Genomic DNA, 22,687 nt, shown 5'->3' with positions numbered 1-22,687 from the left:
GGGGGGTATAAAACATTCACCTGTTGGAGGAGGGGTAAACTATGCATAATGAAATGAAAGTTAATTTGAATATGAATATGATTTTCGGATGATACCCTATCTCAACCCCAAAGGATGAACGAAAATGATGATGATGAACGCTATGAGAAGTCGACGCAGGGTGATGACCGTCTTTAATCGCTATTTGTTTTCATTTATTTTGCTGCTCTTTGTACCCCTTCTTTTATTGGGTATTACGGGGTATTACCAATTAACAACAATTGTCGGGGACGAAATGAAGAGGAACAATCAATCGCTTCTGAATTCCCTCCAGAACGAGGTGGATAACAAACTTATTCTGATGAATAAGCTGGCGATCCAGATCACGGAATCACCTGAGTTGTCACCGTATACATTGTCAAAGGATATGTTTAGTGAGTATCAGGGGAAAAAGATTTTGGCAGGAATGGCTGTAGATGATAGTATTCGTGAAGTTGTTTTGCATATTCGTGGCTCAGAGAGATTATATTCCTCGTTAAGCACCTATAAGGTGAAAGACTATGTGAACAACTTTTACCACTTTGCCGAATGGAACGAGGAACAATTTGATCATGATTTGAACGAAGTCAACACCACGATGCTTCGGCCAGCAGAGGATGTTCGGATGGAAGGTTTGCCTGTTCAACGGTTGATTTCCTATCTAGTGCCAATTCCGATGCGCAACCAAAAACCGTATGGAACGGTCTTATTTGAGCTGAAAGAGGATACTCTACTCAAAGGGTTGAATCCGGATCTGCTGTTGAAGACCGGTAACGCAATTGTTTTCGATCAAAATGGGAACGTTATTTCGGCTTATAGACAAGAGAAAATACTGCATTCAGTAGACTTTTACAAGCAAATCGTTAAGGGTGACAATGCAGGTCATTTGCAGGAGTTTCAGCATAATAAATATGTGATTTCCGTACAAAAATCAGCACAAAGCGGTCTGACTTATGTCACGATGCTGCCCCACGATGCAGTCGCCGCCCCCGTCAAACTAGCCATCTTAAAGTGGATTATTTGTTTGCTCATTATTTTGATCATAGGCTGCGGGTTCGTGTATCTGGTCATGGTATTGAATTATAATCCGGTAAAAAAGCTGGCTGCGCTCGTCGAGACCATTCGTGGTCAATCGCTTCAGAAATCAAATATTTTCGAAGCCATTGGCAGCGCTATCCATGAAATTGCTCATTCGAATCAGTCCTTGGGCCGCAAGTTGGAAGAGAATCGGTCAGCGATAAGGGACCATCTGCTCGGCAGTATACTGAATGGGGAATTTCAAACCTTGGAGGAAGTGAACGAGCGGGGCGAGGAAGTAGGTGTGAGTTTCCCTTTTCCCGATATGACTGTGATGATCTTAGAAATTCCTATGTCCGAAGCGTTGTATAAGGAAATGCTAATAAAGGAAGTGGAAGGGCAGTTCGGGGAAGATGTCGCAGGACATGTGAAAATTAGCTTAGAGGCAAGAAGAGTCATTTTTATTCTGTCTTGGCAAGGTTCTTCAACCTATCGGAAGATGTGGTTAAATCAGCTGCATGGAAAGATTAGTACGGCTTTACATGTACCGATCACGATGGGGATCGGCAACAGTTATCAGGAGCTTTCTCAAGTAGGACGTTCCTATTTGGAAGCTTCAACGGCGATTGATTATAAGATGATTAAAGGTAATCAGCATGTGATCTTCTTCGAAGACCTCATGGCACATGATCATGTGGATCTGCTAAATCCAAGACGTGTTCTCGATGAACTGGACATGGTACTGCAACAAGGGGATACCAATCTGATCATGACAGGTGTCCAGCAAATAGCTATGAAAATAAAACAAAGCGGCATGACGCTGTTCATCGCCAAAGAGCTTTGTTATGACATCATTCGTAAATTTATTGCCCTAATGGAAACTAGACATCTAGGAAGCGCAAGTGATAGCTTACCGGACATTCTAACTTTGACCGACTTTACAACGTTGGATGAAATTGCTGACGTACTTACTAGTGCGTGCACAACGTTATGTCATTCCCTAGGAGAGCCTAAGCCCGAATCACCTGCCATTATGATTGGGCAAATTCATCATTACATTTTGCAATCCTATAGTGACTACGATTTCTCTGTACAGAAGATTGCCGAGCACTTTTCAATTTCGTTATCCTATTTGAGCCGATATTACAAAGAACAGACAGGTAGAACCGTCATGGATTATCTGAATGAGGTCCGGATTGAACAAGCGAAGAGGCTGCTTCGCAATGATCATACTTCCGTGAAGGACATTGTGCAGCAGATTGGCTATTATGATGTGTCTAGCTTTATCCGCAAGTTCAAACAACAAGTGGGATTAACTCCGGGGGAATACCGGAAACAAAATAAATAAGAGATTGTTGCTTGAAATCGCATATGTGAGGTTCAGATTCAACATATTCGGCGGTAACAGCGGCTATTACAGATTTCGCATAGTCGAAATAGCGATCTCACTTATTTACCAGTAGTCGTGCGGATGATTAAATGACGTTATGAAGGCGGATACAAGTGAGTCAATACTTTAATAACGTTAAAACGAAACTAGATGCAGTGGGGGTGAAAACAAAATGCTAGCAAAAAGAATTATACGTAACTACGATTTATATTTGCTTCTGCTGCCGACGTTGGCCTACTTTATTATTTTTCATTATATTCCGATGTATGGCGTGCAGATCGCATTCAAAAACTTTAATCCCATTAAAGGGATCATGGGCAGTCCATGGGTGGGCTTCGATAACTTTGAACGTTTCTTTCAATCGTATCAACTGGGAACGATCATTAGAAATACGCTCGGTATCAGTGTGTACGAACTTCTCGTGGCGTTCCCTGCACCGATCATCCTAGCGCTAATGATCAATCAATTGACGAACGAACGATTTAAACGTTTGGTGCAAACGATTACATATGCGCCGCATTTCATCTCCACCGTTGTTGTTGCTGGGATTGTGTATTTGCTTTTGTCTCCCAAAACAGGTGCAGTGAACAGTCTGCTCGGTATGTTCCATATCGAACCGATCTTCTTTATGGGCAATGCGGACTGGTTCAAGACCGTTTTCGTTTTCTCAGGGATTTGGCAAAATATTGGCTGGGGAACGATCATCTATCTGGCAGCATTGACGGCTGTTAATCCGGAATATCACGAGGCAGCGGTTGTTGACGGAGCATCAAAGCTCCAGCGCGTGGTCCACATTGATATCCCAGCCATCATGCCCACGGTCATCATTATGCTGATTATGAACATGGGCCACATGATGAGTGTGGGTTTCGAGAAAGTCTATTTGATGCAAAATCAATTGAACATCGATTCCTCGGAAACAATCCAGACATACGTGTATAAAGCGGGACTTGTGCAAGCGCAATACAGCTACTCTTCAGCGATTGGCTTGTTTAATACCGTGATTAACTTCATCTTATTACTGAGCGTAAACAAAATAGCCAAATCGTTAAAACAAACGAGCTTATGGTAAAAGGACGGAGGGGAATGTATGAAGGTGGCTAAAAATAAGGCGGATTTGACGTTCGACGTGATCAATTATGCGTTGATCATCATTCTGCTCCTACTTGTTGTCTATCCGCTTTATTTCGTAGTAACGGCTTCCGTAACCAATCCGGACGTGGTGTATTCCGGGAAACTGTTGTTTCTACCTGAACAAGTGACATGGGATGGCTACAAAAGGTTGTTCTCTGATGCAACCATTTGGACTGGATTCAAAAATTCGCTATGGTATACGGTCACTGGAACAACAATTAATGTTGTGTTGACGGTGATGGCCGGCTATGCACTGTCCCGATCAGATTTGGTTGGAAGAAATGTATTTATGTTCTTACTTGTGTTTACGATGTTTTTTGGAGGCGGGCTGATTCCAACTTACCTGCTGGTGAAAGACCTCGGTTTGTTAAATACAACATGGGCGATGATTCTCCCCAATGCCGTTTCGGTATTTAATGTCATCATCGTTCGTACCTTTTTCCAATCCAATGTACCTGCTGAAGTGCTCGAATCGGCCATGATTGATGGCTGCTCGAATATTAAGTTTTTTGTGAAAATCGCGATACCGCTGGCGATGCCTATTGTGGCGGTGATGGTGCTCTTTTATGCCGTAGGCCATTGGAACTCCTATTTCCAGGCGTTGATTTATCTGAAAAGCAATGCCTTGCAGCCTCTGCAAATCATTTTGCGGAACATTCTAATTATGAATGAAGGCTCTGATTTACAGAATCTAATGGACGGCTCTCAAGAGCAACAGAAAAAGCTAGAACTAATGAAATACGCCATTATTATTGTCTCTAGTTTACCTATGATGATCTTGTACCCGTTTCTTCAGAGATACTTTGTTAAAGGTGCGTTAGTGGGTTCGTTAAAAGGATAAGAGATTAACTATTCGAAGGGACAGGTGCTCGCATATGAATCGTAAAGGATCAATAGGATCAATAGGAACAATTGCACTGACATTAAGTTTGGCTGTTGGACTTGCAGGCTGTGGAGACAAGCAAGCTGCATCCGTTGATGAGAAACAGACGAAGACGCAAGTGCCAAGTAATGTGAACGCAACCGATTTTCCAATTGCAAAAGAGAAGCTGACATTAAACATTGCAGCTTTCAAACCGCCGTCAGGGAAAGATTTGAATGATTATAAGTTTTTTCAGGATATTGAAGCAAAAACGAACATCCATATTAATTGGAATTTAACCCCGGGAAGCAGCTGGCAGGAAAAGAAAAACCTGTTATTCGCCGGTGGTGAGCTGCCTGATGCTTTCTATGCACATGGTATTTTGAACGAAGATACCGACGTTGTTAAATATGGTTCGCAAGGGATTCTCATCCCATTGGAAGGTTATATCGATACCTATGCACCGAATTTGAAGAAGCTTCTGCAGGATAATCCGGTTTATAGAAAGCAATTGACGGCGCCAGACGGTCATATTTACTCGCTGCCGACGATTGATGAAACCTATTCACGAACGAAATCAACGATGTTTATCAACAAAAAGTGGTTAGATGAGTTAAAACTTCCAATGCCGACGACGACAGACGAATTGTATAAAACATTGAAGGCGTTCAAAGAGAACGATATTGGCGGCAATAATAAGAAAGATCAGATCCCGATGTCCTTCTTGCAAAATTGGAATAACGACATCAATTCATTATTCGGCGCTTTCGGTCAAATCGATCGTGATGTTCATAAATCCGGTAACAATCACTTATCCGTTGTGAATAACAAAGTGATATACACAGCTGTGCAACCAGCTTACAAGGAAGCTATTCAATATGTGAACAAGTTGATCTCCGAAGGCTTAATCGATCAGGAAAGTTTCACGCAGGATGCGAAGGTATTCAATGCCAAAACGGCAAAAGGAATTGTCGGTGTTGCTTTCGACTGGAATCCAGCCAATCAAGATTACGTCTCACTGCCACCACTCAAAGGGCCGAATGGTCAGAAGCAAGTGTGGGCGGAGTATCCGGCAGGAATTCTGCTTAGAGGTTCCTTCGCGATTACAAATGTAAACAAGAACCCAGAAGCAACGGTGCGTTGGATTGATAATATGTATGACCCGAAAAATTCCCTACAGCTGAGCAGAGGTGTCCTTGGCGGCCAAAGCTTGAAAGAACGCACAGATGGCAAATATGATGTCGTGAACCTTCCGCAAGGAGCGAATGAGGATGATTTCAAACAAGTTCCTCCTACGGCGTACTCTGTATGGGCGACTACGAAGGCGATTGCTGACATGGCCGTTGCTCCATCATCTGGTAAACGGACCAAAATTGACATTGATAGTGTGTATGCGCCATTTCTTGTGAATGATGCGTTCCCGAAAGCTTATTTCACAGCGGAGGAAAACGATCAAATCTCGCGCTATTTGACGGATGTAGATGCTTACGTTGCTAAAATGTATGCGAAATGGATGATGTCCGGCGGTATTGATAAAGAATGGGACGACTACGTGAAGAAGCTGAATGAAATGGGCCTTGATAAAATGATGAAAATTTATCAAACGGTTTATGATCGCTATGAGGCTACGAAATAACGACGGTCGCTTCTCTTAACAACCATAGGGAAGGCTGTCCCATAGTCTAATGACGAAGGGATGGTCTTTCTTTTCTTATTACATAGTTCTCATTACAAAGAACAGCAAGGGGAGTAGATATGAAGATAATTTCTTTTGATCATGACATCCCGCCACAATTGGTATGGGATAACCATTCTGACTTATCTATTAGTGATCAACATTACAAATACGGTACGCATAGTTTGCAATGGACGTATAGTTCAGATTCCTACTTACGATTGACCGAGCCTGTTGGGTATCGTCCATTTCAAGAGGGTTCGATCAGCCAGGAACGCGATTCGTTCGTGGTATGGATCTATAACAGTGAACCCCTAGCTGATGTGCTTACCTTTCAATTTGGACGTGATGGGGTGGTCGATTGCGAGTTTGATTTTCACCTCAATTTTCGCGGATGGCGAACAGCTTGGGTCGCATACGAGCGGGATATGCATGGGGTTCCACATCCAGAGATGGACACGCTGACCATTTGCGCACCGAAAACAGTTAGCACGGGGACTTTGTACATCAATCAGCTAATGCTGAACACGCGAATTGATCCGCGTTTTCATACACGGGATCGACAGGTACCGTTCGTTAATCTCGAGGCCGATCAGAAAGCGAATGCGCATTGGCTGAGTTTGTATGCTTTCGAGGAACTGGATCGAAGACTTCCTATACCAGAGGTTATTACATCCGAACAGCAATGGGCACATGGGGTGATGAATCAGCGATTGGAGGAACTGATTGTTCAATCGCAAACGATCACCAAGAATGACAAGGCGCAGATGAAGGAGAAATTTTCTACTTTCTGCATTTCGCGAAGAGGTGGTGTGATCTCAGGACGTCCCATCGATCTTCCTTTCTTCGACCATTTCCCGCAGGCGGACAAAGAACGATTGAAAGTGTTGGCCAATAGTATACAGCTATCGGCTTATACGGATTTTATGCTGGATATGGCCATCAGCTATCGTGCTGCGGAAGATCCAAGGTGGAAAGATGAGCTCCTAGCGATGTTTATCGATGTACTAGATCATCTGGATGAGCAAGGGTGGACCTATGGCAGCAGCCAAGGAACGGTCCATCATTTCGGCTACAACTTCCGTTCGTATTATCCGGCCGCATTCTTAATGCGCGAAGAGCTGGAACAAGCTGGACGTCTAGAACGAACTCAGCAAACGATGTATTGGTACAGCGGCGCAGGACGTATACATACACCCCTTGAAGAAATAGAAGGCAATATTGATATTTTCAATACAACGCTGCAAGGCATGCTGGCAAGTCTTTTGATCATGCCGGATACACCTCTGAAAGTGCGTGAGCTGTCCACGTTTAGAGCATGGCTCAGTCAATCACTGTTACCGGCACATGGACTGAGGTCTGCTTACAAATCAGATGGATCTGCGTACCATCATGTTAATCATTACCCCGCTTACGCTATTGGCGGATTCCTTGGCGTTACGCCTGTAGTCTATTTAATTAGCGGTACGGTCTATCGGATTGATGGGCTCGCTCACAAGTCTGTACGCAAGGCGTTGCTAGCGATGCGATTGTACTGCAATAAATACGAATGGCTGCTAAGCCTGTCGTCACGTCATCCAACTGGGAAGGGAGCGTTGGAAGTAGAACCATTTAAATATATGGCCCTATCTGGTACTCCTGATGGCTTGCAATCGGTGGATGAAGAGGTGGCTGCTGCCTATCTGCGACTGACCCAACACGAGGTGAAGTCAGACGTTGTCGAACGCTTTCTAGCGATGGGCCTTGAACCCGAAGAGGATCCTAATGGTCATTGGACGATGAATTTTGCCGCATTGGCGATTCATCGCAGAGATGCGTGGCTTGTTGGGGCAAGGGGTCACAGTCGGTATTTGTGGGCTAACGAGACGTATGTAAGCGCCAACCTCTATGGGCGGTATATTTCACATGGTCATGTGCAAATCATGAGTCAGGGCGATCCGATCTCGAATGAAGCCAGTGGGTATTATCATGATGGCTGGGATTGGAACCGCTGGCCAGGGACAACGACGGTGCATAAACCGATACCAGAACTGCGCTCCCATGTGCGAAACGTGGATACATTTAGTGGCTTTGAAGAAATGCTGCTTTCGGATGAAACGTATGCGGGTGGTTTGAATCTAGAAGGACGGAACGGTATGTTCGCGATGAAGCTGCACGAGCATCCGAAATATGAAGGCAGCCACCGTGCGCGTAAATCGGTCTTCTTTTTCGATAATCGCATCATCTGTCTGGGTTCAGATATTGAGAATAGCAATACAGTCTATCCAACGGAAACGACGTTGTTTCAGAATCACCTCGCTGATCAAGGGAGTCCCATCTGGGTGAATGATCCCACCTCTATTCGTGAGTTTCCGTACGCGTATGAGCGTGAGTTGGAGAAGCCTGTATGGCTGCTAGATCATATGGAGAATGGCTACTATATTCCAGGGGGACAAATGCTGTCCATTTCTAGGGATACTCAACATTCCAAGCATCAAGCGACGGATGCGGATACGCAGGGGGATTTTGCTACAGCTTGGCTGGGGCATGGCTACGCGCCGAAACAAGGCAGCTATGAATATACGATACTTGTAAAAACGGATCGAGATGGCATCGAGGCGTTTAGCCAGCGCATGCAAAGCCTGGAAGCGGCACCCTATTGCGTAATGCGGAAAGATCGCAACGCACATATCGTGAAGGATCATGCGAATCAGACGACCGCCTATGCCTTGTTCGAGGCCAATACGAGCGTAAACACGGGGTGGGTTGTCGAAACGGATACACCTGCGATGATCATGATTCGAGAATCACACGATGAACTCATCGTAAGCGCAGTAGATCCTGACTTGCGATTATATGAAGGCATTGAACCCGATCAATATGATGAGGATGGAAATCGAATTGAAGTTAGCGTATATTCCCGAGCGTGGATTAATGCGGCAAGCATTCCGCGTAACATGCACATCACCCTTAAAGGAAGGTGGATGGTAAAGGGAGACGGGACTCATTCTCGCATTGCAGCATATGGGGATGAACATACTGTGATTGAAATCGCATGCAAAGACGCGATGCCAAGGGAGTTCGTTTTGCAGAAAAGACAAGATTAGCATAAAAGATAGATGATGCAATAAATGCCGATAAGCCTTTACAAAGAAATCAATATGTTCGATTGTTTGAGGATATACACCAGTTCCTTTCGTGAGATAATCTGCAATTAGAAGACCATAGGGTGCATCCAAAGGGTGCCTAATTGCAGTTATGTCACAGAAGAAAGAAGCAACAATTTTATAGAAAAGGGAGGAATCCTTATGAGATTGTCGATACAAAAATGGTTAGTTTGTGTATTGGTTGTTGTGATTATCTTCTCTGTCGGGTTCCCGGGAGTTGGCCGGGTGCCAGTTGGCTACTCAGCGGGGACGACGTATATTAGTGTGAATTATGATGAAAGTGCGACTGCGAAAGACACGAAGATTTACAATGGAACCAATTACAACGGGACAATTGGAGGTGGATGGGGTACCTATAATTCTGCTGCAAATACCGACTATGTCATCATGGAGAAAGCTCCCTCACGCAATGATTACAGTCTAAAGCTAGTGTCTAATACGCAAAATCTTAATGCTGGAAAAAACAACTTGGGAGGGACAATAGCAGGGAATACAGGGATAAAGGGGAAATTCATATTCGAAGCTACTGTCTACATGAAGAGTACCGAGCATCTTAGAACAATTCAATTCAGGAGTTTAAATGGGAATGTTCCTGTTGCGACAACTACGAATGCCAATATCATTTCATTTTCCACGGGGAAGATTTTAGATGTAAACAACCAAATATTAGCTAACTTTGAAGCCAATACATGGTACCGGTTGAAACTATTCGTTGATACAGCTACCAGACAGGTAAGCTACTTTGTAAATGATCGTTTCCTTGGAGCGACTATCATAACTGGTCAAAATGGAAGTCTTAATAGTTGGTCAAATATAAGACATATTTACCTCAATCAAAATAAAATAGACAATACTGTGGCCGAGTGGTATGTGGATGATTTAAAGCTGGCTGATTATGTGCCCGTGACAGGTCTATCTGCTTCACCCGAGACACTTGAATTGTCAGAAACAACCAGTGCTACGATTACGGCAAGTACCCTGCCAGCAGATGCATCCGATAAACGATTAACATGGCAGGTGGCTGATCCAACCGTTGCAACGGTGACGTATGGCTTGATTCATGCGGTCAATGAAGGGAACACGACGGTTACGGTTAGCACGTATGAAGGCGCGTATACGAAGACCATTCCTATAACGGTCGTCAGACCCATCATTTTAACGAACATTAGCTTACCGAGCGAAGCTCCTTTGGTTGAAGGGAAAGCGCTTACGTTACCTGTCGTCTTCCAGCCTGCTAACGCCACGAACAAGAAGCTGATTTGGCATTCCTCCGATATGAATATCGCAACGGTAGATACGAATGGGGTCGTCACTGGAATTGCTGATGGTATAGCGACGATTACCGCTACATCTGAATTGAATGGGGCACTTACAAGTCAAACGTTGGTAACTGTAACGCCTTATGTCCCTCTTACAAGTGTAAGTTTTACAAATGCGCCAGTAGACATGACCAATTATACGACCTATCAACTGGAGGCCGTAGTAGCGCCAGCTAACGCAACCGACAAGCTGCTGACATGGCAATCCTCGAATCCAAGTGTTGTTCGGGTGGATACGAATGGTAAATTAACCGCTTTGAAAGTAGGCACAGCCACGATTACGGCAACAGCGCCGAATACTAAACTAGCATCTGCCACGATTGAGATTAAAGCTCCGGTACTGGCGGATCCGCTAGAATACGATAAGATTAGGATTCGCTGGAAGGAAACATTAACAGGCAAGGATTCCTTGGATATTACGAACAGTGAGATTAAAAGCAGAATAGATGGCACTACTGCGAATGCTCAAATGTACTGGGATAGCCTGCAGATGAGGGGTGCCACGAATACACTATGGGGCGATTTAGTATATTCTGCTACGGATTCAACCTATTTACTGGATCACTATACGCGCCTGAAAACAATGGCACAAGCTTACGCAACGATGGGGTCGTCACTCTACAACAACGCTGCGCTGAAGACCGATATTATTCAAGCTTTAGATTGGCTGTTAGATCATAGCTACAAGAGTACAGGGATTGAATTTGGAAATTGGTGGAACTGGGATATAGGCATTCCCACACGGTTGGCGGATATTCTCATCTTCATGTATGACGATTTGACGCCAGAACAAATCACTAGAAACACGACAAGTGTTGATCATTATATTGGCGACGTAAGTTTACCTACGTTTACGCAGGTGGGGGCGAATCGTTCGGACATTATGTTGATTGAAGCGAGACTTGGGCTTGTTGAGAAAAACTATGATCGTATGATCAAGGCCCGGGACGGCATGACACCACTATTTGATTATGTGACAACGGGCGATGGTTTCTATGAGGATGGTTCTTTTATTCAACATGGGAATATTGCGTATACAGGGAGTTATGGTGAAGTACTCATTAGTGGCATGGGGAACTTATTGCTGTTATTGAATGGCAGCACGTGGGAGCCCACCGTTCCTGTGGCGGAGAATGTGTATCGCTGGATCCAAGAAGGCTATGCACCTTTGATGTATAAAGGACAGATTCTCGATATGACGCGCGGACGTGCCATTGTCAGGGATACGTCGGATGCCTATGGTTCAGCCAAATCCATTCTGGTAGGTATGTCGCGTATCGCCCAAACAGCTTCACCGGAAAGGGCAGCCTATATAAAGAGCTTGATTAAATATCATTTCCAATTCCAATTGGCAAGAGGGATGACGTACTCTAAACTTCCTCTAGATCTAGCTGATACGATAAAAGGATGGATGGAAGACCCTGCTATTCAACCGATAGCGGAAACTCAGGAGCACTTTGAATTCAACGCGATGGCTCGCAGTGTACATGTTGGCGATGGGTATCTCTTTGGTGTTAGCAAGAGCTCCAACCGAATTGCAACCTACGAGTTGACCAATGGTGAGAATCCGAAAGGCTGGTATACCGGCGATGGCATGACTTACCTGTACAATGACGATTTATCGCAATACACCGATCAGTACTGGGCAACTGTAAACTGGTATCGATTACCAGGTACGACCGTTGTTGTCAGACCTAGAACATCAGCAATTTATCAATTTGGTGATGGGGAAGGGGCACCAGCGAATTCCTGGGCAGGTGGCGCAGTTTTAGGTAAATATGGCGTGACGGGCATGAACTTAAATCAGATTGGCACACAAATGAAAGTAAATAAGTCCTGGTTTACGTTTGACAATGAAATTGTTGCTGTAGGCTCCGATTTGACAAGTACTGATAATATGACTGTGGAGACCATCGTAGAGCAGCGTAAGCTTACTACTAATAATGCGAATGAACTCTATGTAAATGGTGAATCCAAGAGTGGTTTCTTCGGGGAAGAAACGGTGGAGCAACCGGAATGGGTTCATTTGCAAGGGAATGCAGCGGGAGCTGATATCGGTTATGTGTTCCCTGGAACGCAACCTCTGAAACTGATGCGTGCGGAGCAAGAAGGCAGATATTCTGATACGAACCTGAGTAATCCGCCAGAATCAACGGTGCCAACCGAGCTTTTGAATAATAATTTCTTAACCATGTGGTTTGATCATGGCTCCAATCCTAACCAAGCAAGCTATGAATATGCCATTTTGCCGAATGCCAGCAAGGCAGCAACGTCTAAGTACGCTTCATCTCCAGATTACACAGTTGTGGCCAATTCAGAGGATGTGCAAGCGGTTCGCGAGAATAAGCTTGGATTGGTTGGCTTTAACTTTTGGAAAGATAAAGTGACGACCGTAGACGGCTTGACCGTAAATAGCAAAGCATCCGTTCTCATGCATAGCAATAAGTACACCGGGCTTTATGAGTTAGCGGTGGCAGATCCGACATTAGAGAATAATGGCTTTATTGAGCTTGAACTCGATAAGTCGGCGCAAAGTGTGATTAGCCAAGATGATCGGATACAGATTCAACAGCTAAGTCCTAAGGTGAAATTGAAAGTTAATGTGCAAAATACAATGGGGAAATCGCAGCTAATTTCTTTGCAAATGGTGCCAGTACCCGACACGACCGCACCTACGTGGGGGCATGATGCAAGCGCGACAACATCGAATGTGACCTCATCCAAGGTGACTTTGCATTGGACGCCAGCTGAAGATAATGTAGGGGTGTCAGAATATCAAATCCAGTGGGGAGACCAAACTGTATTAGTTCCAGGTCACCTCCATGATCAACAAATTGAAGGTTTATTGCCAAATCAATTGTGTACCTTCCAGGTGAAAGGGAGAGATGCGGCAGGAAACTGGAGCGCTGCATTCCTTGATGTAGCTGTGTCTACGTTGGCTAATCCAACGGATCCTGAAGGGGAATCAGGATCTGGCACAACGAATTCTGGACCCCATGTTCACCCAGTTATCGTCATCGTGAAAGACGGTAAAGCTACGGTGAATATGGGACCTGACAAGGATACTGTCTCTGTACCAACGGAGCAGATTCCGAATGTTCCTCTGGAAATTCATGGAGAGCATGCACAGATGACACTTCACCCTGAATTAATCAAGGCGCTCATTGCGAGAGTAGATGGGGAAGTTCATCAAACAACACTCGAAATAACATCGCGGCCAGTCACGGATACTTCGATCACTCAGGCTGGAGCGACAGATCCTAAAGCTCGTGTCAATCTGGCAAGTCAAGCCATTGAATTGGATCTAAGCATTCGCTCAGATGAGGGCAAAACGTGGTCAGTCAACAATCTTCACTCAGGCGTTGAAGTCGTTCTGCCGTTTGATCCTACAGGCAAGGATCCCGAACTGCTAGGTGTGTACAGTTATAATCAAGCTAGTGGAAAATGGAAATATGTCGGTGGGACGATAGATCTAACGACTAACGAAGCTACATTCACACCGGAACAACCGGGCATTTATGCGGTGTTCGAATACGATAAAAAGTTTGAAGATATGCCTGATAAGCATTGGGCTTTACGAGCGGTACAAGTATTGTCAGCGAAGCACATCATTGAAGGCGTTACTTCAAGTGAGTTTAACCCCAATGGGAAGACCACTCGAGCAGAGTTTACTGCATTATTGGTACGCGCGTTGCACCTACAGCAGCAAGACGTGGTGACTTCCGTATTTGATGATGTGAAGCCAGACGCATGGTATGCCCAAGATGTTGCAGCAGCTAGTCAGGCTGGTTTGGTGTCGGGAGTCACTGATCAGACATTTGATCCTAATGCAGAATTGACTCGTGAACAGATGGCCGTCTTATTAGTTAGAGCTTATGAGTATTTGAATGGCAGCTATACGTCATTCCAACATAAACTTGGCAGCTATACGGACCAAAGTGAAATATCAACCTGGGCATTAGCAGATGTGAATAAGGCAATCGAAATCGGCATTCTTTCAGGAAGATCCAACGAAATCCTCTCGCCTTCTTCAACAGCTTTGCGAATGGAAACAGTTAAAGCTTTATACAATCTGGCATGGATTGGAGAGTAGATTCGATGACCACAAACTTATATGAACGGCTGTTGCCGGCTCCCATAAACGGAGGATTCCAAATGTCGGGTTACTGGGTCTGGTGCGGTTCGGTTGTGCATGGGGAGGACGGGCAATTTCATATGTTTGCTTCGCGTTGGCCCAAGCATCTGCCCATGCATCCCGGATGGTTAGTGCATTCCGAAGTCGTGCGGGCCGTATCCGATAAGCCTGAAGGGCCTTACATGTTCGAGGAGGTTGTACTTCCCGCAAGAGGAGCCGAATTCTGGGACGGTCGCAGCACGCACAATCCGCACATCGTCAAACACGATGGTAAATATCTTCTTTTTTATATGGGTACTACGTACCCATTCGCAGATGTCAAGCCAGGAGAAGCCTACGGATTGGATGATCCCCGCTGCATTGTAGCCAGATCTAACAAACGAATCGGACTGGCAGTTGCTGAACAGGTACAAGGACCGTGGGTGCGGCGGGACGAGCCAATTTTGGATGTTCGCCCTGGGAAGTTTGACAGCTATTTAACGTCGAATCCGGCACCATGTGTACATGAAGACGGGTCGGTGCTGCTCATTTACAAATCCAGAGCCTATCAAGGCCATACGTTCAGTGATATGGCGCTTGGTGCAGCTTGGGCGGATCACTATACCGGAGCTTACCGCTCTTTAAGCGAGAAACCAATTTTTCCCCCGGCGGATGTTCATTTGGAAGATCCTTTTATTTGGAAAACGGAAGATGGCTACGCAATGATCGCCAAGGATATGAAGGGTAACATCTGTAACGAAAGGCACGGCGGCATTCAGGCCTATTCACGGGATGGGTTGAATTGGCAGATTGCTGAGCATCCCAAAGCGTATTCACGGCATGTCACTTGGGATGATGGGACCAAGAAACAGATGGGCAATTTTGAGAGGCCGTTTCTGCTGTTCCGAAATGGCAGACCAACGCATCTGTTCGCGGCTACGGCCGATGGTGATGGGAATTTTGGCGGTCGGAACACATGGAATATGGTCATTCCTCTTGGAAACTGAAAAGCATACAAAATGTAAATAGTAGGTTTGGTAAAGCTGACGCCCTCCATAATGAGGAGTGTCAGCTTTTTATTGTTCAAAAGATGGGCCAGCCGCAATTTCGACATTCCCGCTTGAATTGAAATGGATAGAAAATAATTTTGGGAATAACTGTAACTTTTGCTTAGTGTTATGAGTCTAATTAAAAAGTTGGTGTAATATGTAGTGGGCAAGGGGGGATTAACCTGAAGTACAATTACTTCATTTTAATACTGTTAGTGTTGTTATTGGTGGGATGTTCGTCACAGACAGACAAGTCCCCAGCAACGGTAACAACTATCCCGTCTCCTCAGGTAGAGCGTTCACCTGACATCGCGACAGGGGAGCCTGGGGGAATTTCGCAGCCGGAAATCAAAAACATCAACATCTCGCTATATTCCACGAAGCATCCGCAGAAGTCTCAACCGATGCTGATTCAGGTTATTTCTGATCCAGACACAATCATAGCGTACAAATTTATGATTGCATCCAAACAGCCAGGTCAGCTGCCAGTAGATGACGTGGAAAATATATATTATTTGCAATTCGAGTATGTAAAAGATGGAGTATCGGAATATAAGGACTATTTTTCTGCTAAGACCATTGCTGGTAAGTGGTATCTTAGGGAGGAGAAGATGCAGGAGCGGTACAATTTCGAGAAATTTGATGAGAAGAGGCTCAACCAACTGCTCCATTCCTTTGGTAAATCTGGTTGGTATGAAATAAGCCAATTACCCATAGAACAATCTTAGTTCATCTAATCGGGGGAGAAGCGACCTTGATAAAAAAGAGTTATGTTGTTGGTATAGGTGTTTCTATAATAATAATTAGTGTGGTCTTCCTATTGTACGCTCTCAAGATCGTCCCATTCGTAAGTTCTTCTCACGAAACTACAACGGTATCCAATGAGCAACCGGTTGCATCAGCAACCCCTGAGAAGACGAACGTAAAAAATACCTATACGGCATTGGAAGCGTTACACCTTGGATATGAAGAAGCAAAGAAGAATACAGAAGAAGAACCTTTGCTTATTCAAATGACTAGCAAAATTCTCAAAATAGTAAAAATGAGAGTTTGAGAATGAACGTATTCTTTGATGGTAGAACAGGAGAGATGTTTAACGCCACAGAGATGACTGGTTATGACAAAGATGGACGTACGATGTGGAAGGCTATTGAGCTTAAACGGTGACAAATCCACGGAACGATAGTTCAACATAAGTTTAATTATTAGTTACTTTTGAAGGAGTGCTTTTATGAAGAAGTTGTTATTCATTGTCACCATACTGATTGTACTTTCGAATTCAAGCGATGCGTTCAGTTATAGTGGAGTATCTAATCCTGTTTTTCAGACAGTTCATTACGTTATTAATTCAAAACATGTTGATACTGAAGACGAATACGCTACCTTAAACTACAACGGTCATCTTTACGCACCCATTCGGTTTATTGCTAATCAGATCTCAGGTTCAATTGAATATGAGGCTGAAACGTCCACAGTCATCTTAACTACGCATAGCTCGTCTGATTCTAGCCAAGTGCTAGGCCCAAAAGTTACACCAGATCAAGCGAAGATTGTTGCATATGAGACATATCATCTTGTTCATGTTGATGAACAATTTAATATAAGGATACTTAGTAATCAGGAACAAAAACAAATCCCGCCAGATGCTTCAGATTTGACCCCGGTATACTATTTCATTACAGGAACTGACGGTAATAATCAAAACGTGACCATTTGCGTTTCGAGTAATTCAATAAAGCATCATTTTATCTATAGCGAATAGTTAGGTTAACCAAGTGTTTCGACAATCGTAATATAGCATATACTGAGGAATGGAGGTGCTTGAGATGGATTTTCTAAAGGATTTAGGCAAGCTGGCAGGCGATGTGGCAGGCAAAGTGCTTGGAGGAACTGTCCGTGTGGCAGGGGAGCTTGTTCGCAGTGATTATATCAAGGAAATCGGGAATGATGTAGAACAGGTAACGGTCAAAACGGGTAAGATCGCAGGCCATGCAGCGAGCGGAGTATGGGATGTAGGCGCAGGCTTAATTACCGCGGATAAGCGGCAAGCGAAAGCTGGACTCCATGAACTTGAACAAACGGCCATTACGACGGCAAGAGGAGTTGGCCATGGCATCGAGTATGTGGTTGATAGCGGAAAAGATGTCGTGACAGGCTTCAAGGACAGCGATAAAGCGCGGTTGAAAAACGGTGTGAAAAAGCTTGGAAAAGCGGCCGCTATCAGCATTCTGGCTATCGGTGTGATCGATGTCGTCGATGGTCCGGACGTACCGGATTCCTCAGGCACGGTGTAAGACATGTACCGTCATAAAAACAGACCCAACGAGATAACGAGATATCGTTGGGTCTGTTTTTAGTTTTGATGCTAGTTAAGTCACTTTCTGTCTATGGGCCAAGAGTTTTTGCAATTTGTGGTGCATCATGTGTAAAACCGGAAAAATTTGCTGTGCGCCCTGTATGGATATCTACTAAGACCGTACGATAACTCCCATTTGGCGACTGGGTAATAAACATGAAAGAGTCTCCGTCCCATTTCATATTGTTATTAGCTGGTCTAAATGCATAAGATCCTTGGGCTTTAACAATGATGTCAGTCGTTGTTTGCCAGGTCAGATAAATGGCTTCATTCTCATCAATTTGCAAATCGAAGTCATTGGAGTGATCCGTTTTGACGTTAGAAATGCTCCATCCTGTATGACTCCGACGAAAGGTATATGTAACATAGCTAGGCTCATTTGAACTACTCAAATTAGCGGGAATAATGATCTTTAACCTAATCGTTTCTTCATCTAGGAATTCGATTGCAGGTCGCAGGTATACATTTCCGACAGGAGCAAGGGGATCTTCTAGCATTTTTTGAAAAAGTTCTTGGTCATTTGGTTCTATCAGGATCATGATTCTATTATCAATGATGGCTCTTTGGTTGATGCTGTCCCATTGAACATTAGCTCCAAAGGCTTCGCTTATAAAACGAACGGGAACCTCTGTCATGTCTCGATGCACTAGAGGTACGATGTCCAATTCAAATGCTTTTCCATTTACATAAAAGGTATGCTTATTTAATGTCAATTGAATGGTTTTACCATCTTTTCGAGCGGTAACGGATTGGGTTTCTGCGTTCCAGTCGACCGTAAATCCCAACGACTCGGCAAACGGCCGTAGCGGAGCTAGTGTGCTTTGGTTTCTGATAATTCCGTTGATATACGTGATAGTCTCGCTTGTAGTAGTATTTGCTTCAGCATATGCGGTTTTTTCTACAAGTGGTACGTTTGCACCTAAGGCTACAATTGAAGCAATTGTAAGCATTAGTAGCTTAGTTCTTCTAAACGAGCGTAAAGTCATTGGAAGGACTCCTTTTATTGAAAATGAAATTTAAATTGTTTCCACATATGTTAGAGTATTTAAAATCATAAATGTTTCTTTTTCTTTTTGTATTAATTGTAAATGGAAAGGTGAAAAATTTCCAAATTGCGGTAAAATATATAAGGGGTGTTCCAATAAACCATGGATTTCGTTTAGGGGGTAAACAAATGAAGAAGAGGAAGAGGATTGGAATTACAATATTAATTCTAATCGTTATGGGTTCTATCTACTTCTGGGGTTCTAATTTTTCCCCACGATATTACTACACTTTTATTACAGACAATACAAATTTAAGTAATGAAAATATCAATGGTTTAAAGCTACATCAAAGTATGAAGGATGATTGGTTTATCGGTAAATACGGTAAGGAATATGAAAGAATAGAAAATGCACTTTTTGACTATTACAAATTAAATGATGGTCTGGTGATTGCTACAAAAAAGGGTAACGATCAAATTATCCGTATTAGTATTACATCTTTAAATGCCGAATCATTAAGAACAAACAAAGGAATAGGCATTGGAGAATCAATTGACAAAGTAAAGCAATTATATGGTTCTAGCTACTATACAAGGTGGGAACAAGGTGGGAGTATAATTGGGTATGTTGATGGGAAGGAAACTTTGGAATTTTGGTATGTTGACAATGAGGTAGACCAAATACGATATGATATTGCATCTATGAGTTAGTATGGGAACCAGTAGAGTTTAGCACAATAGAGTTGTCTGCAAAAAAAATCAGATTCCCTCTTGAACCTTACGTTACGTAATGATTTATAGTGAATGTAACAGCAGGACAAAACAATGAATTAGAAGTTTGAAGTGCAGGATTACGAATGGCAGTTTAGATTAGTAGTTCATGTATAATGTAGACATCCCTCATGAAAAAAAGGAGAACTGAAAATGAGAAAACTTGTTCTATTTCTACACGCATCGCTTGACAGTTTTGTAGAAGGGCCGAACGGTGCAATGGACATTGGCTGGGTTTCCTACGATGCTGAATTGGAGAAACACGCGAAAGAAATTCTGAGTACAGCCGACACGGTCATTTGGGGACGTGGGACTTATCAGATGATGCACAGTTACTGGCCATCTGTGCCTTCGGACCCATCATCCTCACAGCATGAACGGGATCATGCCGAGTGGATCGAAAACACAGCCAAAATTGTTTTTTCCACGACGCTGGAGAACGTCGAATGGAACAATTCCAGACTGGTGAAAGAAGATGTCGAGGAAGAGATCAAGAACCTCAAACAGCAGCCAGGCAAGGATATGGTCATCCTCGGTAGCCCTAGGTTAGCACACTACCTTATGCAGCTTGATTTAATAGATGAGTATAAAATTACGGTTTCTCCCGTCCTAGTCGGCAGTGGGTTGCCGTTATTCCAAGGCCTCAAGGAGAAGGTCAATCTTAAACTTATCGAAAACAAGACATTCGATTCTGGAGCTCTTGGCCTCGTTTACCAGACGGTTAGATGACCTTTTCTCCTAAAGTAGAGTAAGCTAACAAGAAACGATAGTACAATTAGAAGGGAGCAAACTGCCGTGGCAGTTGCTCCCTTTTTTTCATTCAAGTATCGGGTAGGATAACGTAACATTCGTTTATTTTTAGCGTCTTAATTTATGAGAGAAATAACGTTTTACCAATATCGAAACTTTAAACTGGAATTGCCGTGAGGCAGTCCAGGTTGGTGAGCTTAGTTACGATTATTTATCAGATTTGATAAGTAACGAGCTACTTATTATTTCTGGAAAGTCATTCAACTATCGGAGAACGATTATCCAGATGGTAAAATTAGCGAAAGTAATTAATTGAGGTGAAACTAATGATGGAGATATTAGTAATTCGACATGGAGAATCAGAGGATGAGAAAGTAAATGTACTTGAACCGTTAACAAGCTTAGGAATTGAGCAAAGTAAAAAAATGTCTGCACGTGTTTCAAAAGAATTTCCACCAGAGTTTATTTGGTCAAGTACATTTCAACGTGCAAGGCAAACGGCGGATATTTTAGCGAGTATCGTTGATTGTGAAGTGAGATATCTTGATAATCTATGCGAGCAGGAAGTTGATGAAAGCGACATAAAATTTTATGAGCGAATCAAACAAATCTTTTCTTACATAAAAGAGAATAGTAGCCAATATAAAAGAGTTGCCATTGTTTCTCACGGAGGAACTATTACGAAACTCATTGAAAATTTCCTCCAGTTACCTTCAAATAATAATGTCTGGTTCCATACCAACAACACCGGGATTCATTTATTACACTATCATCCCAAAGCAGATATTTTAAAATTTTCCAATAGCACTTGTCATTTAAACTAACGTAGGAACGATAGTACACTAACAAATGGGGAGCAGCTTGCCACAGCAGCTCCCTGTTTTCATTAATGTAACGGGCAGATTAGTGCAACCCTTTACGATAAATACGGTATAATTTTGTCAAGTGTGTTTGCAGTGAAAATAGAAAAAATTGATAGTGGTCATTTATAACGATACCTAAAGAGAGTATGAAAAAAATTACCCGAATTTGATTAAAGCATAACTAAATCCCACGCTTCACCTTGTAAGAATGCATACCTTATCCTTGGAAGTGAAATTTGAAATTTCCAAGGAGTGTAATTCTATGGCGACAAAAATCAAGCAAGTCCAAAAAACAGTTTCCGGAGAGATTGATGTTTTCGTCTCAGGAACCGATTTCACATCGGAAGTAGTTCTTAATACAGAATGTGGCGGTGCCATTGAAAATAATTTGAGTATAATTCCAGACGGTGCCGTTATTACGCTGCGTCGCGGAACGATAGCTCGCAAGGTGACGGTTACACAAGAAGGTTCAAGTGAATGTACTGCTAACTTTATGATTGTAGGTAAGACTTTAGCAAAAACATTTCACTTCAAACCTGACACACGCTTCATAGGGACATACAATCCTGCAAACAAAACATTAACCTTGCGTCGAAAACCAGTGACGGTCCGTAACATATTGGTGAATTCCAGTTCGAAGGCAAGGATAGGAAGCGTCGTTATTGGAAACGGACTGGCGAATTCGATGGGTATCTACTTACCTTTACCTGGGGGAGGACGACTTCTAACTTTGAAGCACAATACAACGCAGTTACGGCTTCGCTATGTTCGTATTCCGGACATTTCTAATGACGATTTCCGCCTAAACCCACTTAACATTCGTAGGCTGGGACTTAATGCTGGGAAGACGTATAAAGTCGCCTATAATCAATGTACAAGAGAGATAACTTTCTTAACATAAACGCTGATTTTGAAGCGATAAAGTGTTTCCTGGTCGCAGACAGGAACTCTGACCCTTTCCGATTTAACCTATGCTAGTTCCGTAAGTTAGCTGATCCCACATACAGGGAGTTACATCGCAGTTTTCTGTTTAATGGGATAAAGTGGTTGTCACGGCCAATTGACAAGAACTTTATCCCATTCCCGATTTTGACAAGATATTCTTTAATTCCTTATCCTTTATTCAGCTCCCTCGGTATGATTTAATTTCCTCACGCAAGCTCGTCTATTCGCAGGATTTCATCCTTTAGATATCAATGACGAATGAAAGATAGCGAGATATATTAGGATGTTTCGTT

16 protein-coding genes are annotated in these 22,687 nt (G+C 43.3%); 15 read left to right on the top strand and 1 reads right to left on the bottom strand.

Translation table 11 applies throughout. The features are described 5' to 3' along the window. Positions 1-124: 124 nt before the first annotated feature. From AC58QM_RS32940 to AC58QM_RS32890, 11 genes are all read left to right on the top strand, one after another. The gene (locus AC58QM_RS32940; protein ID WP_497288979.1) at positions 125-2,383 is read left to right on the top strand and encodes a helix-turn-helix domain-containing protein; all 2,259 of its coding nucleotides are present in this window, start codon (positions 125-127) and stop codon (positions 2,381-2,383) included. Positions 2,384-2,597: 214 nt separating this feature from the next. After that, positions 2,598-3,497 carry an ABC transporter permease gene (locus AC58QM_RS32935; protein ID WP_497288978.1) on the top strand — a complete coding sequence of 300 codons (900 nt, stop codon included), beginning with the start codon at positions 2,598-2,600 and terminating at the stop codon, positions 3,495-3,497. An 18-nt stretch (positions 3,498-3,515) separates the two neighbouring features. Beyond that, entirely contained in the window at positions 3,516-4,400 is an 885-nt protein-coding gene (locus tag AC58QM_RS32930) for a carbohydrate ABC transporter permease (RefSeq protein WP_497288977.1), read from the top strand. 34 nt (positions 4,401-4,434) lie between these two features. Beyond that, the gene (locus AC58QM_RS32925; RefSeq protein ID WP_497288976.1) at positions 4,435-6,057 is read left to right on the top strand and encodes a type 2 periplasmic-binding domain-containing protein; all 1,623 of its coding nucleotides are present in this window, start codon (positions 4,435-4,437) and stop codon (positions 6,055-6,057) included. Positions 6,058-6,176: 119 nt separating this feature from the next. Continuing rightward, positions 6,177-9,182 carry a chondroitinase family polysaccharide lyase gene (locus AC58QM_RS32920; protein ID WP_497288975.1) on the top strand — a complete coding sequence of 1,002 codons (3,006 nt, stop codon included), beginning with the start codon at positions 6,177-6,179 and terminating at the stop codon, positions 9,180-9,182. A 201-nt stretch (positions 9,183-9,383) separates the two neighbouring features. Beyond that, on the top strand, positions 9,384-14,654 hold the full coding sequence (locus tag AC58QM_RS32915; protein WP_497288974.1) for a polysaccharide lyase family 8 super-sandwich domain-containing protein: 5,271 nt from the start codon (positions 9,384-9,386) through the stop codon (positions 14,652-14,654). A 5-nt stretch (positions 14,655-14,659) separates the two neighbouring features. Continuing rightward, complete coding sequence (locus AC58QM_RS32910) at positions 14,660-15,682, top strand: glycoside hydrolase family protein (protein ID WP_497288973.1); 1,023 nt, start codon at positions 14,660-14,662, stop codon at positions 15,680-15,682. Between the two features lie 269 nt (positions 15,683-15,951). After that, on the top strand, positions 15,952-16,452 hold the full coding sequence (locus AC58QM_RS32905; protein WP_497288972.1) for a hypothetical protein: 501 nt from the start codon (positions 15,952-15,954) through the stop codon (positions 16,450-16,452). Positions 16,453-16,478: 26 nt separating this feature from the next. Beyond that, positions 16,479-16,778: a hypothetical protein gene (locus tag AC58QM_RS32900; protein WP_497288971.1), complete on the top strand. Its 300-nt coding sequence runs from the start codon at positions 16,479-16,481 to the stop codon at positions 16,776-16,778. Positions 16,779-16,955: 177 nt separating this feature from the next. Next, positions 16,956-17,486, top strand: coding sequence for a stalk domain-containing protein (locus AC58QM_RS32895; protein ID WP_497288970.1), 531 nt, complete (start codon positions 16,956-16,958; stop codon positions 17,484-17,486). 64 nt (positions 17,487-17,550) lie between these two features. Continuing rightward, the gene (locus AC58QM_RS32890) at positions 17,551-18,018 is read left to right on the top strand and encodes a hypothetical protein (RefSeq protein WP_497288969.1); all 468 of its coding nucleotides are present in this window, start codon (positions 17,551-17,553) and stop codon (positions 18,016-18,018) included. A 91-nt stretch (positions 18,019-18,109) separates the two neighbouring features. On the opposite strand, the gene AC58QM_RS32885 is transcribed toward AC58QM_RS32890, so the two are convergent. Next, a complete protein-coding gene (locus tag AC58QM_RS32885; protein WP_497288968.1) occupies positions 18,110-19,066 on the bottom strand; it encodes a stalk domain-containing protein in 957 nt (318 codons plus the stop codon). Positions 19,067-19,254: 188 nt separating this feature from the next. On the opposite strand from AC58QM_RS32885, the gene AC58QM_RS32880 reads away from it, so the two are divergent. The 4 genes from AC58QM_RS32880 (at position 19,255) to AC58QM_RS32865 (ending at position 22,350) form a co-directional block, all read left to right on the top strand. Beyond that, the gene (locus AC58QM_RS32880) at positions 19,255-19,776 is read left to right on the top strand and encodes a hypothetical protein (protein WP_497288967.1); all 522 of its coding nucleotides are present in this window, start codon (positions 19,255-19,257) and stop codon (positions 19,774-19,776) included. A gap of 213 nt (positions 19,777-19,989) precedes the next feature. Further along, complete coding sequence (locus AC58QM_RS32875) at positions 19,990-20,565, top strand: dihydrofolate reductase family protein (protein WP_497288966.1); 576 nt, start codon at positions 19,990-19,992, stop codon at positions 20,563-20,565. 347 nt (positions 20,566-20,912) lie between these two features. Further along, positions 20,913-21,410, top strand: a complete 498-nt coding sequence (locus tag AC58QM_RS32870) for a phosphoglycerate mutase family protein (protein WP_497288965.1) — start codon at positions 20,913-20,915, stop codon at positions 21,408-21,410. A 301-nt stretch (positions 21,411-21,711) separates the two neighbouring features. Further along, positions 21,712-22,350, top strand: coding sequence for a hypothetical protein (locus tag AC58QM_RS32865; protein WP_497288964.1), 639 nt, complete (start codon positions 21,712-21,714; stop codon positions 22,348-22,350). Positions 22,351-22,687: the final 337 nt, after the last annotated feature.

This window comes from Paenibacillus sp. J22P165 (assembly GCF_059692015.1).
Note: the sequence above shows the minus strand (reverse complement) of the source record. Positions and strands in the feature narration are given on the sequence as shown.